Source organism: Amycolatopsis sp. NBC_00348 (genome assembly GCF_036114655.1).
In the GTDB taxonomy this organism is placed as follows: domain Bacteria; phylum Actinomycetota; class Actinomycetes; order Mycobacteriales; family Pseudonocardiaceae; genus Amycolatopsis.
In genome coordinates, this window is the sequence record NZ_CP107994.1 from 8,541,596 (window position 1) to 8,554,442 (window position 12,847).

At 70.8% G+C, this 12,847-nt stretch carries 14 protein-coding genes; 8 read left to right on the forward strand and 6 right to left on the reverse strand.

Going from position 1 to position 12,847, the window contains the following annotated elements; genetic code table 11:
* The gene (locus tag OHS58_RS38010) at positions 1-1,041 is read left to right on the forward strand and encodes a DUF4328 domain-containing protein (protein WP_328645621.1); all 1,041 of its coding nucleotides are present in this window, start codon (positions 1-3) and stop codon (positions 1,039-1,041) included.
* Here OHS58_RS38010 and OHS58_RS38015 read toward each other — a convergent pair.
* Positions 1,038-1,634, reverse strand: coding sequence for a TetR/AcrR family transcriptional regulator (locus OHS58_RS38015; RefSeq protein ID WP_328645622.1), 597 nt, complete (start codon positions 1,632-1,634; stop codon positions 1,038-1,040). The genes OHS58_RS38010 and OHS58_RS38015 overlap by 4 nt on opposite strands.
* A 95-nt stretch (positions 1,635-1,729) precedes the next feature.
* Here OHS58_RS38015 and OHS58_RS38020 point away from each other — a divergent pair, with 95 nt between their 5' ends.
* Positions 1,730-3,091: a DHA2 family efflux MFS transporter permease subunit gene (locus OHS58_RS38020; RefSeq protein ID WP_328645623.1), complete on the forward strand. Its 1,362-nt coding sequence runs from the start codon at positions 1,730-1,732 to the stop codon at positions 3,089-3,091.
* A complete protein-coding gene (gene mca / locus OHS58_RS38025) occupies positions 3,088-3,927 on the forward strand; it encodes a mycothiol conjugate amidase Mca (RefSeq protein WP_328645624.1) in 840 nt (279 codons plus the stop codon). Before OHS58_RS38020 ends, mca begins: the two co-directional genes overlap by 4 nt.
* Positions 3,928-4,435: 508 nt before the next feature.
* Here mca and OHS58_RS38030 read toward each other — a convergent pair.
* Positions 4,436-5,602, reverse strand: coding sequence for a cytochrome P450 (locus tag OHS58_RS38030; RefSeq protein ID WP_328645625.1), 1,167 nt, complete (start codon positions 5,600-5,602; stop codon positions 4,436-4,438).
* Positions 5,603-5,655: 53 nt separating this feature from the next.
* Between OHS58_RS38030 and OHS58_RS38035 the strand changes: the two genes are divergently transcribed.
* The 4 genes from OHS58_RS38035 to OHS58_RS38050 all read left to right on the forward strand — a co-directional run bounded on the left by OHS58_RS38035 (position 5,656) and on the right by OHS58_RS38050 (position 8,604).
* Positions 5,656-6,537 carry a DUF5926 family protein gene (locus tag OHS58_RS38035; protein ID WP_328645626.1) on the forward strand — a complete coding sequence of 294 codons (882 nt, stop codon included), beginning with the start codon at positions 5,656-5,658 and terminating at the stop codon, positions 6,535-6,537.
* A gap of 177 nt (positions 6,538-6,714) precedes the next feature.
* The gene (locus OHS58_RS38040) at positions 6,715-7,068 is read left to right on the forward strand and encodes a DUF952 domain-containing protein (protein ID WP_328645627.1); all 354 of its coding nucleotides are present in this window, start codon (positions 6,715-6,717) and stop codon (positions 7,066-7,068) included.
* 202 nt (positions 7,069-7,270) lie between these two features.
* Entirely contained in the window at positions 7,271-7,783 is a 513-nt protein-coding gene (locus OHS58_RS38045; RefSeq protein ID WP_247063846.1) for a SigE family RNA polymerase sigma factor, read from the forward strand.
* Positions 7,780-8,604 (forward strand): hypothetical protein, encoded by an 825-nt coding sequence (locus tag OHS58_RS38050; RefSeq protein WP_328645628.1) that lies wholly within the window; start codon positions 7,780-7,782, stop codon positions 8,602-8,604. Before OHS58_RS38045 ends, OHS58_RS38050 begins: the two co-directional genes overlap by 4 nt.
* Before the next feature lie 87 nt (positions 8,605-8,691).
* On the opposite strand, the gene OHS58_RS38055 is transcribed toward OHS58_RS38050, so the two are convergent.
* The 3 genes from OHS58_RS38055 to OHS58_RS38065 all read right to left on the reverse strand — a co-directional run bounded on the left by OHS58_RS38055 (position 8,692) and on the right by OHS58_RS38065 (position 11,489).
* Positions 8,692-9,246: a ferritin gene (locus OHS58_RS38055; RefSeq protein ID WP_247059829.1), complete on the reverse strand. Its 555-nt coding sequence runs from the start codon at positions 9,244-9,246 to the stop codon at positions 8,692-8,694.
* A gap of 150 nt (positions 9,247-9,396) precedes the next feature.
* Positions 9,397-10,581 (reverse strand): arginine deiminase, encoded by a 1,185-nt coding sequence (locus tag OHS58_RS38060; protein ID WP_328649921.1) that lies wholly within the window; start codon positions 10,579-10,581, stop codon positions 9,397-9,399.
* Between the two features lie 95 nt (positions 10,582-10,676).
* A complete protein-coding gene (locus tag OHS58_RS38065; protein WP_326945548.1) occupies positions 10,677-11,489 on the reverse strand; it encodes a CPBP family intramembrane glutamic endopeptidase in 813 nt (270 codons plus the stop codon).
* 22 nt (positions 11,490-11,511) lie between these two features.
* On the opposite strand from OHS58_RS38065, the gene OHS58_RS38070 reads away from it, so the two are divergent.
* A complete protein-coding gene (locus OHS58_RS38070; RefSeq protein WP_328645629.1) occupies positions 11,512-11,973 on the forward strand; it encodes a PPOX class F420-dependent oxidoreductase in 462 nt (153 codons plus the stop codon).
* Here OHS58_RS38070 and OHS58_RS38075 read toward each other — a convergent pair.
* Complete coding sequence (locus tag OHS58_RS38075) at positions 11,965-12,759, reverse strand: DUF2470 domain-containing protein (RefSeq protein ID WP_247059832.1); 795 nt, start codon at positions 12,757-12,759, stop codon at positions 11,965-11,967. The two genes, OHS58_RS38070 and OHS58_RS38075, sit on opposite strands and share 9 nt — an antisense overlap.
* Between the last annotated feature and the right edge of the window lie 88 nt (positions 12,760-12,847).

The following is a 12,847-nucleotide window of genomic DNA, read 5'->3' on the forward strand; positions in this document are numbered from 1 at the left end:
TTGCACCCGGGTCAGCCTCCGGCGGGACAGCCGTACCCACCCGGGTACTGGCCGCGCCCGGCCGTGCCGCCGCCGAACCCGCAGCAGCTGCAGGGCCGCGCGCTGGCCGCGCACCCGGAGCCGTACCCGTACCACCGCCGTCCGGTCCACCGGCCGAAGCTGCGCTGGGTGGCCACCCCGCCGCCCGGCGCGTGGCCGCGCCGTCGGGCGGTGGCCCCCGAGCGCTACTACGGCCCGCCGTCCTACCCGGTGCCGCCGCGCTGGGGCTTCCCGAACCTGGTCTGGCGCCGGCCGACGTCGGTCCCGGGCACGGCCTCCGATGCCGTCCGCCCGATCGACCGCGTGCGGGTGCTCAGCCGCAGCCTGGTCGGCATCCTCTTCGCGTTCTCGGTGCTCACGGTGGTCGCCGCCGGCGCCGAGGTCTGGCGGTACGTGCTGCTCGTCCAGGGCCGCGACTCCGCGCTGACCCGCTCGGTCGTCGCGTTCTCCGACGGGTTCGTGCTCACCGCGGGCCTGCTCGCCTCGATCCTCGCGCTCTTGCCGGCGGGGCTGTCGGTCTGGTGGCTGCTGGTCGCCCGGCACGCGGCCGCGGACGCCTCGGGTGACGACCCGCCGCGCCCGGTGTGGCAGGTGCTGGTCGGCATCCTGGTGCCGATCGCGAACCTGCCGATGGCGCTGTCGATCGTCGGCGAGCTGGAGCACGCGGTGCTGGGCCGCCCGCGTGACGTCCGGCCGAAGCCGTCCCGCCAGGTGCTCGTCTGGTGGGGTGCCTGGCTGCTGAACTGGATCGTGCTGGGCGTGACGATCGTCTGGCGCTTCCGCACCGACGTGCAGTCGATGGCGGACAGCGTCGTCCTGGTCGCGCTGACCGACCTCGCGGCGGCCGCGCTCGCGGTCGTGACGGCGCTGGTCGTGCGGCGGTTCACGGCGTTGCTGGCGCCGTCGGACGCGATGGGCGTGCGCGAGCTGCGCGTGCTGAAGGTCGACGGCGCGCCCGAGCCCGAGCTGCGGACCAAGCGCCCGGCCGGCGCGGCGCGCTAGTAGGTCCCGAAGACCGGCTCCAGCTGGTCGAAGGCCTGTTCGGCGAGGGGCCACACGGCGGCGGCGATCTGCTTCGCGGGCTCGTCTTCGAGCGTCCGGTCGAAGACCTCCTGGAAGAGCACCCGCAGCACGGTCGCGAGGTGTGCGGCGGCTAGCACCGGCTCGAGCTCCCGCTCGGGGTGCCGGCCGATCAGGAGGTGCGTGAGCGCCTCCTCGCGCTCGCGGTGCATCTCGTGCAGCGCGTTCGTCAGGACCTGGCTCTCCTTGATCATCCGCGCGAACCCCCGGCCCGAAAAGCCGACGAGCGCGTGTTCGGCGCCCAGGGCCTCGAAGTAGATCTCGCGTGTGTCGTGGAAGGCGCTGTCGTGGATCAGTGACGCGGGCCAGGCCGCGAAGTCCGCGCGGATGTCGAAGACCAGGTCCTCCTTGCGCGGGAAGTGGTTCGTCACGGTCATCTTGGCCACCCGCGCCTCGGCGGCGATCTCCGCGATCGTCACGTCCTCGAAGCCGTTCCGGATGAACAGGCCGGTCGCGACGTCGGAGATGTTCCTCCTGGTCTCGTGCTTCTTCTGGGCCCGGAGTCCCTCGCTCATGCCGTCACCCTACTGGGTTGGACCCAAACTTGTGCTTGACCCATCGAGTGGGTTCGACCTAATCTGAGGTCGGACCTAGCGAATGGGGGGTGGGCATGACCACGGCAGTCCGGCCGGACAAGGCGCTCTGGCGCCTCGGCGGTGTGCTGATCATGGGCGCGGTGCTGTCGATCCTGGACGCCACGATCGTGACCGTCGGGATCGACTCGATCGCCCGTGATCTGCGCAGCCCGCTGACGACCGTGCAGTGGGTCGCCAGTGCGTACCTGCTGGCGGCTTCTGCTGCGATCCCGCTGTCGGGCTGGCTGACCGACCGGTTCGGCGGCCGCGCGGTCTGGCTGACCGCGGTCGCGCTCTTCACGGCGGGCACGCTGCTGTGCGGCTTCGCGTGGTCGGCACCCGCGCTGATCGGATTCCGGGTGCTCCACGGCCTGGGCGGCGGCTTGATGCAGCCGGTCGGCCAGGCGGTGTTCGCGCAGGAAGCGGGCCCGGCGCTGGGGCGGATGATCGGCGTGATCACCCTGCCGGCCACGGTCGCCCCGGCCCTCGGCCCGATGCTCGGCGGCGCCCTCGTCGCGGGCTTCGGCTGGCGCTGGATGTTCTTCGGCATCGTCCCGCTGGGCGTGGCGACGTTCGTATTCGCCCGTCGCCTGCTCCCGGCCCCGGAACCGGGTGGCGTGCGCGAACCACTCGACGTCCGGGGGATCGCGCTGCTGTCCCCGGGTCTGGGCGCGTTCGTGTACGGCCTGGCCGAGGGCGTCGTCGTGGCCGCGGTCGCCGGAGCGGCGTTGCTGCTGGCGTACGGCGTCCACGCGGCCCGGGCCCGATCGGCGGTGCTGGACCTGAAGTTGTTCCGGGACAAGGGTTTCGCGGTCGCCAGCGCGAGCACGTTCCTGCTGGGCGCGTCGCTGTACAGCTCGATGTTGCTGCTCCCGCTGTACTACCAGCAGGTGGACCACGCGAGCGCGTTGCAGGCAGGCCTGCTCCTGGCTCCCCAGGCGGTGGGTTCGGCAGCGGTGCTGCTCATGGGTGGCCGCCTGCTGGCCCGGTTCGGCCCCCGCACGATGATGCTGGCCGGGATCACGTTGTCCCTCCTGGGCACGATCGCGTTCACGCAGCTGGGTTCGTCTCCCGGCGGCGTCCTGCTGACCGTGTCCCTCCTGGTCCGCGGCGCGGGCCTGGGCGCGGCGACAACCCCAGGCATGACCACGCTTTACGGCTCCTTGGAACGATCCCGCATCCCCCGAGCGGCGAGCGCGTTCAACGTGGTCAACCGCATCGGCGGCTCCCTGGGCACCGCGCTCCTGGCGGCGATCCTCCACCACGAACTGACCGGAACCACCGCTCCCACGGCGTTCGGCACCACCTTCACGTGGGCCTTGGCGTTGTCGGCCTTGACCCTCGTCCCCGCGGCGTTCTTCCCGAAGTCCTCGAGTCCGAAGAGGAGCCTGGCATGACCTTCCGCCTCCTGAGCGTCCACGCCCACCCCGACGACGAGTCCAGCAAAGGCGCGGCAACCCTCGCCCGCTACGCCGCCGAAGGCGTCGACGTCCTGGTGGCAACGTGCACCGGCGGCGAACGCGGCGACGTCCTCAACCCAGCCCTCGACACCCCCGAAACCCGCGCCGACCTCCCGGCCATCCGCCGCCGGGAAATGGCCGCGGCGGCCGAGATCCTGAGCGTCCGCCAGCAGTTCCTGGGCCACACGGACTCCGGCCTCCCAGCCGAAGGTGAGCCGCCACCCGAAGGCTCGTTCGCCGCCCTCCCACTCGACGAGGCGGCCGCCCCACTGGTCGCACTGATCCGGAAGTTCCGCCCGCACGTGGTGATCACGTACGACGAAACGGGTGGCTACCCCCACCCGGACCACATCCGCACCCACGAGGTGACGATCGAGGCACTCGCAGCGGCCGCCGACCCCACCCGCTACCCCGGCAACCCATGGCGACCGCAAAAGCTTTACTACCAGGCAACCCTGAGCCGAGCGTGGTTCGAGGCCATCCACAAGGCCACCCTCGCCGCAGGCCTCACGTCGGCCATGGGCCCGGTCCTGGACGAACTACCACCCGAAGACAAGCTGCCGATCACCACCCAAATCCGCTGCGAGAAGCACTTCGCAACCCGAGACCGTGCACTCCTGGCCCACACCACCCAGGTCGACCCGGCGCACCCGTTCTTCAGCCACTCGCGCGAAATCGAGCGACAGACCTGGCCCTTCGAGGACTACCACCGAGCCCACCCAGCGCCAGGCCCCGACCTGGAGACAGACTTGTTCGCAGGACTCACCCCATGACCCGCCACCCACCTACCGCGGCTCACCCACCCCACCACAGCGACTCTCCACGCAGGCCAAAGGTTCCTCCAGCCGAGCCGCCACGTTCGCCACGCAGGCCTCCCAGCCCGCTACGGCGACCGCCCCACGCAGTCCGGAGGTTCCTGCAGCCGGGCCACTGCGTTCGCCGCGCGGGTCTCCCATCCCGCGGCGGCGACTGCCCACGCAGACCGAAGGTTCCTTCAGCAAGCCACCGCGTTCGCCACGCGGGTCTCCCAACTCGCTGCGGCGACTGTCCATGCAGGCTGAAGGTTTTCAGCCGGGCCACGGTGTTCGCCGCGCGGGTGTCCCAACGCGCTACGACGACCGCCCACGCAGACCGCGGCTCACGCCCCCGAACATGGCGACCACCGCAGCAGGTCAGCCACCGGCTGGACCGGCGACGCGGGCAACACGAGCACCACCGGGGGCCCAAGTACCGCGGCCCTCGCAATGCGGCTCACCCAGCGTCAGGCCTCGCGTCCGCAGCTCAGGCCGTGACCCGCAACTCCCGCAACCCGCGGATCACGAACTCCGGCCGTCTCGGCGGCGTCTCCACCAGCCGCAGCCCCGGCAGCTTTTCCGTCAACGCGGTCAGCGCCGCCGCGATCTCCACCCGAGCGAGAGGAGCGCCCACGCAGTAGTGAATCCCCATGCCGAAGCCGAGGTGCGCGTTCGGGGTCCGGCCGATGTCGAGGCGGTCCGGCTCCTCGAACACCTTCGGGTCGCGAGCCGCGGCGCCCAGCAGCGCGCCGATCTTCTGGCCGCGCTTCACCTCGAAGCCGGAGATCGTGACGTCCTCGGTCGCCGTCCGCTCGAACAGCTGCAGGGGTGCGTCGAACCGGATCAGCTCCTCGACGCACGGATCGAGCAGCGTCGGCGTCGCCAGCAGCCGATCCCATTGGTCCCGATGGGTGAGGAGGGACGTGATGCCGTTGCCGAGCACGTTGACCGTCGCCTCGTGGCCGGCCATCAGCAGCAGCACCGCCGTCGCGACCAGCTCGTCGGGCGTCAACTCACTTCGCAGGAGGTCACTGATGATGTCGTCACCGGGCGCGGCGGCCCGGGAAGCCGCGACCGAGCGGACGTACGAGACGAACTCGCCGGCGGCCTGCTTGGCGGCGTCGCGGCCCTCTTCGGGCAGGTCGTACTCGTACATCTTCACGATCGCGTTGGACAGCCGCACCATCCGCGGCCCGTCGGTGCCCGGGACGCCGAGCAGCTCGGCGATCACCGCGACCGGCAGCGGCTGGGCGAGGTGCTCCAGCAGATCCGCGCTGCCGTCGGTGGCGATGGCCGCGGCCAGGTCGTCGACCATCTTGGCGGCGAGCGTCGCGACCATCGGGCGCAGGCGCTGCACGTGGCCGCGGCCGAACGCGCCCGCGATCAGGCGGCGCAGCCGGGTGTGGGCCGGCGGCTCGTTCTCCAGCAGCGAGTTGCGGTGCAGCAGGTTGAACGAGGCGAACCGTTCGAGCGGCTGGGCGTCCTGCCAGATCCGGCCCAGCCCGCGGTGGCGCAACACGGCCGACGACGCGGCGTGCGACACCGCCAACGCCAGGCCGAGCTCCTCGTGGAAATGGACGTCGCCCTGTGCGCGTAGGGCGGCGAAGGCGGGGTACGGGTCTTCGAGGAAGTCAGGATCGCGGGGGTCGAACACGTCGCGAGACTAACCCTTCGATAGCGTTCCAGGCCGAGCCAGAGGAGGCAGCCGTGGGCAAGGGCGCGCGCAAGAAGGGTCCCAAGCAGGCGTCGGACCGCAAGCCGAAGGTGCGCGACGTCTTCGTCGGGCAGCCGTTCGAAGGGCTGGCGGCGGAGCCCGAGCTGATCGCGCTGCGTGAGTTCGTGCCGTCCGCGACGGCCAAGCTCACCCTCGCCGACGGCGGGGACGTCACCATCGCCACCGTGCTGCCGATGGCCGCGGCCGCGTTCGTCCGTTCCGACGGTGAGCGCTACCTCGGCCTGCAGGTCCAGACCCGGTCCTCCGACATCAGCCGCGACCTCGGCCGCTCGCTGAAGTGGCTGCTGGACGCCAAAGAGGGCGACGTCCTCGGCGTGCCGGACACCACCACCCCGCCGGAGGCCGACGAGCACACCCGGCTGCAGGACCTGCTGACGCCGGGCGCCGAGCTCGACGTCACGCTGCACAGCGACTTCGCGTGGTGGCTGCCCGAGGACGCGGACGCCACCGGTGACGTCGCGGTGTCCCTCGAGCGCGCCAACGCCGCGATCATGCCGACCGAGCGGCTCGGCTTCGGCGCCTACTGGGTGCTCGCCGGCGAGAAGGCGCACCTGCGCTGGGTCCGTCCGGAGTCGGAGAACCTGCTGCTCCAGGCCCTGGCGCGGCTGTCCGCAGCCGGTGAGCTGGGCCTCGGTGAGGGCTCGCGCTACGCGGGTTCGTTCCGGGCGCACGGTCTGCTCGTCCCGGTCTGGGACCTCGACTCCGAGGCCCACGCCCGCGAGTGGGCGGACGCGAAGGACGCCCTGGGTACCCGTCTCGACACGGCGCTCAAGTCCCTCGACGCCGAGCCGCTGAACGCCGCCGAGCGGCGGGCGCGTGACGGCCTGATCGGCCGTCAGCTCACCCTGCGCTGACCGAGAGCCACGAAAGCCACGAAAGGGCCGTCCCACACGGGGCGGCCCTTTCGTCATCCGGCACCGGACTGCCGGTTTCACCGGGTGCTCTCCCACATGCTCGATGAGTGTTCAACCAGGCATTATGTGGCGCACGAGACACCGCCGCCGGATCGCGCTGGTGGGACCATTCTCGGCGTGATACTCCACATCTGCGGGGCGGCCGACTGGGCCGAGGCCGTCGAGGGCGGTGAATACCGGGCGCCGTCGCTGGATGACGTCGGGTTCATCCACTGCTCCGACTTCGGTACGGCGCACCTGCCGGCCAACGCGCTCTACCAGGGCCGGACCGACCTGGTGCTGCTCGAGATCGACCCGGCGAAGCTGGGCGTCCCGGTCCGCTGGGAGGACGGCGAGCCGCCGCATCCGGCCGGGGTTTGGTTCCCGCACGTGTACGGCCCGATCCCGCGTGCCGCCGTCGTGGACGTCCACGAGTTCACCGAAGTGGCGGACGGCGGCTTCCGGCTGCCGGAGTCGATCGCGCTCCGCTGACGCGGAGCACGTCAGAGCGTCTCCGACATTCGTGCGGGGACGCGGGCAACCTGAGGGGGTTGTGATGCGTGTTGGGGAGGAAGGTGACTCGGCTTCTGGCTACCCGACCCCGATGGGAGGCGATACGGTGACCGCTGCGGCACCCGTCTTCACCGGGGGAGATACCTGGGTGACCAGCGCAGGCCGAGGGAGGGCCGCGACGTTGCCGGGTGAGCTCGCCGACTTCGGGGACTTCGTGCAGGCCGTGCTGCCGGGGTTGCTGCGCTACGGCCACGCGCTGACCGGCAACCCGCACGACGCGGCGGACCTGGTCCAGACCGTGCTCGAGAAGATGGGTTCACGCTGGACCTACGTGCACGAGAAGACCGGCGACCCGCTGGCCTACGTCCGCCGCTCGATGGCGAACGCGCACGTCAGCCGGTGGCGCCGCACGCGCCGCGAGAATCTGGTGGCCGACCTGCCGGACACCGATCCGCACGTTCCGGACGACCCGTTCGAGCACGAGCCGCTGTGGCGCGCGTTACGAACGCTGCCGCCGCGGCAACGCGCCGTGATGGTGCTGCGTTACTACGAAGGTCTCTCGGAAGCGGAGATCGCCGGTGCGCTCGGTGTCACGCAGGGCACCGTCAAGAGCCAGGCCAGCAAGGCGATCGCGTCGCTGCGGATGAAACTGAAGGCGGCCGACGGCGAAGGCGAAGGGAGTGACGCGGGTTGAACATCTCCGAGGACGAACTGGAGCAGCGCCTGCGCGCCCTGTTCGCCGATGAGCGGCTCGACTTGCCCCCGCCACCCGACGCCGGCACGGTCATCGTCGCCGGTGCGCGCCGCCGTCGCCACCGTCGTCAAGGCGCGCTGACCGCGGTCGGCGTCGCGGCCGCCGTGGTGTTCGTCGCCGGGGGGCTCACCGTGGTGCGGCTCCACACGGACGAAGGCACCGCGGTGATGTCCGCCGACGGCGCCTCGATCAGCGTCAAACCACCGGAGAACCTCACGCCCGGCCGGCAGCCCCAGCCGCCGGCCCCCGAGCCGACCAGCACGCAGGACATCGACGTCTCCCCGCCGGCGGGGTCCTCGCCCTCGCGGACGGTGCCGCCGTCGTCGGCCCAGCCGCCGTCGAAGCTCCCGGCCGTCCTGAGCGGGCCACTACTCGCCTCGGACGGCTTCGGCGCCCTCAAGCTGGGGATGTCCGAGGCCGAGCTGACGGCCCAGGGGGTCACGTTCAGCGACGAGCAGGCCGGCGCGAGCTGCTCCACGTACACGGCGCAGGGCAGCGGAGTGCCGGTTGCGGCGACCGTCGTCATCTCGAAGGCCGTCGGGCTCACCGTCGTCACGCCGGAACAGGCGGCGCACACCGCCGAGGGCGTCGGCGCCGGGTCCACGAAGGAGCAGGTGCTCGCCACCTACCCCGAGGCCAAAACCGAGCCGGGCGGCATCGTCGCCCCGGCCCGCAGCACTTCGGAGTACCACTTCCGGCTCGACGACACCGGGGTCGTGCAGACCAGTCTGATGAGCCTCAACCAGGACTGCGCCGGCTGACCGGCGCCGCACACGGAAAACCCGGGCTGTCCACAGGGGGAGAGCCCGGGTTTTCCGGTCTTCGTGGTGGGAAGTCGTGGTGAGAAGTCAGAGCGCCCCGCCGGCCACCGGCGGCATCTGCGCGTCCGCGCCGGCGTCGCCGACGGATTCGCGGTGCAGGTGCGCCTCGACCTCGAACAGGTTGCCGTTCGCGCGCTTGACGATCGTCAGCAGCGTGTTCATCTGCGAGATCTCTTCGACCTGCTCCTTGAGGAACCACTGCGTGAACTGCTCGCTGATGTAGTCCTCTTCGGCGCGCGCCGCCTTGGCCATCGTGGAGATGTCGGTGGCGACCTCCTTCTCCTGCTCGAGCGCGAGCTCGATGAGCTCGGTGACGCCGGAGAAGTCGTTGCGCACCTCCCCGGTGCCGGGGATGTCGACGTGGTGGTCGCGGTCGAGCATGAACTGCACGAGCGCCATCGCGTGGTTGCGCTCTTCGACCGACTGCTTGTAGAAGTGCTTCGCCAGCTGCGGCAGGTCCTCGGCGTCGAACCACACCGCGAGCGCGATGTACTGCTGGGACGCGTTGAACTCGTTGTGGATCTGCGCCTGCAGCAGTTCGTAGAACTTGGAGCGCGGTTCTTTCTTGTTGATGAGGGCCATGCCTCTTACGGTACGTCAGAATGCGATTCAATGCCACTTCAGAGTGGTGATCTACCCCCTATTAGGTTACCATTCCTAAAGAAAGACGAACCTAATTTTGGTAAGCCTTCCCTAAATTGTCGACGCCATTTAGGGAAGGCTTACTTTAATTCACAGAGGGTCGCGGCGCACCGGGCAGGACATGCAGCGCGGGCCGCCCCGGCCGGAGCCCAGCTCGGACCCGGCGATCGGCAGCACCTCGATGCCGGCCGCTTCGAGACGCTCGTTCGTCTCGACGTTCCGCTCGTAGCCGACGACCACGCCCGGCGCCAGGGCCAGCGTGTTGTTGCCATCGTCCCACTGCTCGCGCTCGGCCGTGACCGGGTCCAGGCCGGTGTCGATGACGCGCAGCCGGTCGATCTCCATCGCCTCGGCCGCGGCGGCCAGGAACGGCGTCGGCCCGGCCACCTTGACGCCGCCGTCGCCGGTCGGGCGGATGGTGAACGCCATCAGCGAGTCGCGGGCCAGCGGGTACATCACCACCGCGTCGGCGTCGACCATCGTGCAGACCGTGTCCAGGTGCATGGTCGCGCGGGACTGCTCGATCGGCACCGCCAGCACGGTGTGCGCGATGCCGTCGGCGAACACCGAGCGGGCCAGCGACTCGGCGCCGGCCGCGGTCGTGCGCTCGCCGACGCCGATGGCGAGCACGCCCGGCGCCAGCAGCATGACGTCGCCGCCCTCGATCGGCGCCGAATGCGCGCCGTACGCGCGGGCGGCGTGCCGGAAGTACGGGTGGTAGGCGTAGATCAGGTCCAGCACGGCCGTTTCGCGACGCCGCGCGGGCATGGTCAGCGACGAGATCGCCACCCGGTCGCCGATCCACGCCGACGAGTCGCGCGTGAACAGCAGGTTCGGCAGCGGGTCGACGGCGAAGTCGTGCGGGTGGTTCATCATCCGCACCAGCGACGCGCCTTCGGCCGACGGCAGCTCCTCGAACGTCATCCCGGCCATCAGCACCTCGGCGAGGCCGGCCGCGTCGACGCCCGAAAGGTGCGACCGCAACGAGTCGGCCAGGTCGCCGCCGAGACGCCGGTCGTCGACCGCCGCGTGGACGCCCGACGCGTGCGCGCGGGTGTCCTCGAGGGCCGTGCGGAGCGCGTCGGCCAGCAGCAGGACTTCGACGCCGCGGCCGCGCAGCACGTCGGCGAACGCGTCGTGCTCCGCCTGGGCCCGGTCGACCCAGGGGATCGAGTCGAACAGGAGCTGGTCGTTGTTGCGGGGCGTCAGCCTTTTGAGCTCGTTGCCGGGCCGGTGCAGCAGCACCGCGCGCAGAGGTCCGACTTCGCTGTCCACCCGGGGAGGTGTCGTTTCGTCGATCACCCCCCGACTCTATCCATCCATGCCCCCGCCACCACCCTCAAGCGAGACGCTTCGCGCCACAGTGCTTGTCAGGGCAACCAGGAAACGTGACCCTTCAGCAGGGCATACCCGACGAAGGACACGAAGTCGAACAACGTGTGCGCGGCGACGAGCGGCCACAGGCGGTTGGTCTTCTGCCACAGCCGCCCGAACACCAGCCCCATGATCAGGTTGCCGACGAACCCGCCGAAACCTTGGTAGAGATGGTACGACCCGCGCAGCACGGCCGCGCCGAACAGTGCGTTGTTCTCGCGGACGCCGAGCTGGCGCAGCCGGGTCAGCAGGTACCCGATCACCAGCACTTCCTCGGCGAAGGCGTTGCCGAACGCCGAGAGCGTCAGCGAGATCGGCCGCCACCACGTGTCGTTCAAAGTGGACGGTTGCACCGCCAGGCTGAAGCCGAGGTGGTAGGAGATGAAGTACAGCGCCAGCCCGGGAATCCCGATGACGGCGGCGAGGGCGACGGTCAGCAGCGCGTCGCGGCCGGGGGAGCGGCGGTCCAGCCCCACCTGGGTGATCTTCACGCCCGCGCGCCACAGCAGGTACAGCCCGAGCGCGCCCCAGCCGACCAGCTGCGCGGCCGAGAGCAGCTGCTTGAGCAGATCGATCAGGCTCGCCGCGGCCTGGGGCACGTTGAGCTGCACCTGCTGCTGCGCCAGCGGTGCGGGCTGCAGCAGGGAGTCCACAAGGGACAGCAGGCTGCGCACCCCGGACAGGCCCAGCGTGATCCCGAAGACGATCAGCAGCTCGATCTTGATCGCCTTGCGCTCGCGCGGGTCCTCGATCGCGTCCGGGAAGTCCGGGCGGGCCGGGGCCAGCCACGATCGCGCGGTGAAGGTCATGCGCGCACGCTACCTTCGACGTATGCCCAGGACTATCGCCACCAACGAGACCGTCGACCGCGCCGAGCTGGCCGAGTTCCTGTCCACTCGCCACCGCGCGATCCTGCTGACGACGAAGGCCGACGGCGGCGCGCAGCTCTCGCCCGTCACCTGCGGCGTCGACGCCGAGGGCCGGCTGGTCATCTCGACCTACCCGAAGCGCGCGAAGATCGTGAACATCAAACGGAACCCGCAGGTGTCGGCCTGCATCCTGTCCGACGAGTGGAACGACCGGTGGGTCCAGCTCAACGGCACCGCCGAGGTGCTGGACATCCCGGACTCGGTCGAACCGCTCGTCGACTACTTCCGCAGCATTTCGGGCGAACACCCGGACTGGGACGAATACCGCGAAGCCATGGTCAAGCAGGGCAAGAGCATCATCCGCGTGACGATCGAGAGCTGGGGCCCGCTCGCGAAGGGCGGCTTCCCCGCCGAACTAGCCTGACGCGCCCCGCAGGAACGGGCAGCCGACGAGCCGTCGCAGCTCCACCGCGAGCTGCGGCGGGCTGTCCACGGACTTCGAGAACGCCAGCCGCACGTCGTGGTCGCCGGCGTCGGACTCGACGCGCAGCCGCAGGCCGAACCGGTCCAGCCCGAGCGGGCGGATCCGGCCGCCGCGCAGGTCCGCGGGCAGGTGCTTCGCCAGCTGCTCGACGACGTCGGAGTGGTCGCTTTCCAGGTGCCGCAGCCACTGGGCCTCGTAGTCGTGGAACGGGTCCGGCGGCGCGGCGCTGAACATGTGCGGCCGCAGCGAGTGCGTGCCTTCGGCGTCGGCGAGCACGAGTGACGCGGGGGTGAGCCGCAGCAGCGTCAGGCCGTGGCCGACGTCGAGGAGCCGCTCGTCCGGCCGGCTTTCGGCGATCGCCACCGCCCGCGCGCGGGCCGAGACCGGCGACAGCGGCCGCAGCCAGCCGGTGATCCAGAGCAGGCCGCGGATCGGCTCGCGCAGGTCGACCGGCGCCTGGTCGGCGAGCTCCACCATCACGGCCAGCTCGCCGCGCTGGGTTTCCTTGCTCGCGCGGACCATCGGGTGCTCGTCGGGCAGCAGCACGCTCACGCTGCCGCTGTGGTGCACGTGGTGCAGGACCGGGACGACGCGCTCGGACTCCAGCCCGGCGCGTTCGCAGGTGGGCATCAGCGACGCCGGGCCGTTGCGGGTCGCGATGGTCTTCGCGCGCTCGGCGGGGTTCGGGGCCGGCGGGCGGCGGATGGATGTCGGTGCTTCGGTCACGGCTCACCTCCTACTTAGGTGAGCCTAACCTGAATCCGTCGGTCTGGGTAGTCGCTCGTTCGCGGCGGTGGTCACGGGCCGCTCCGCT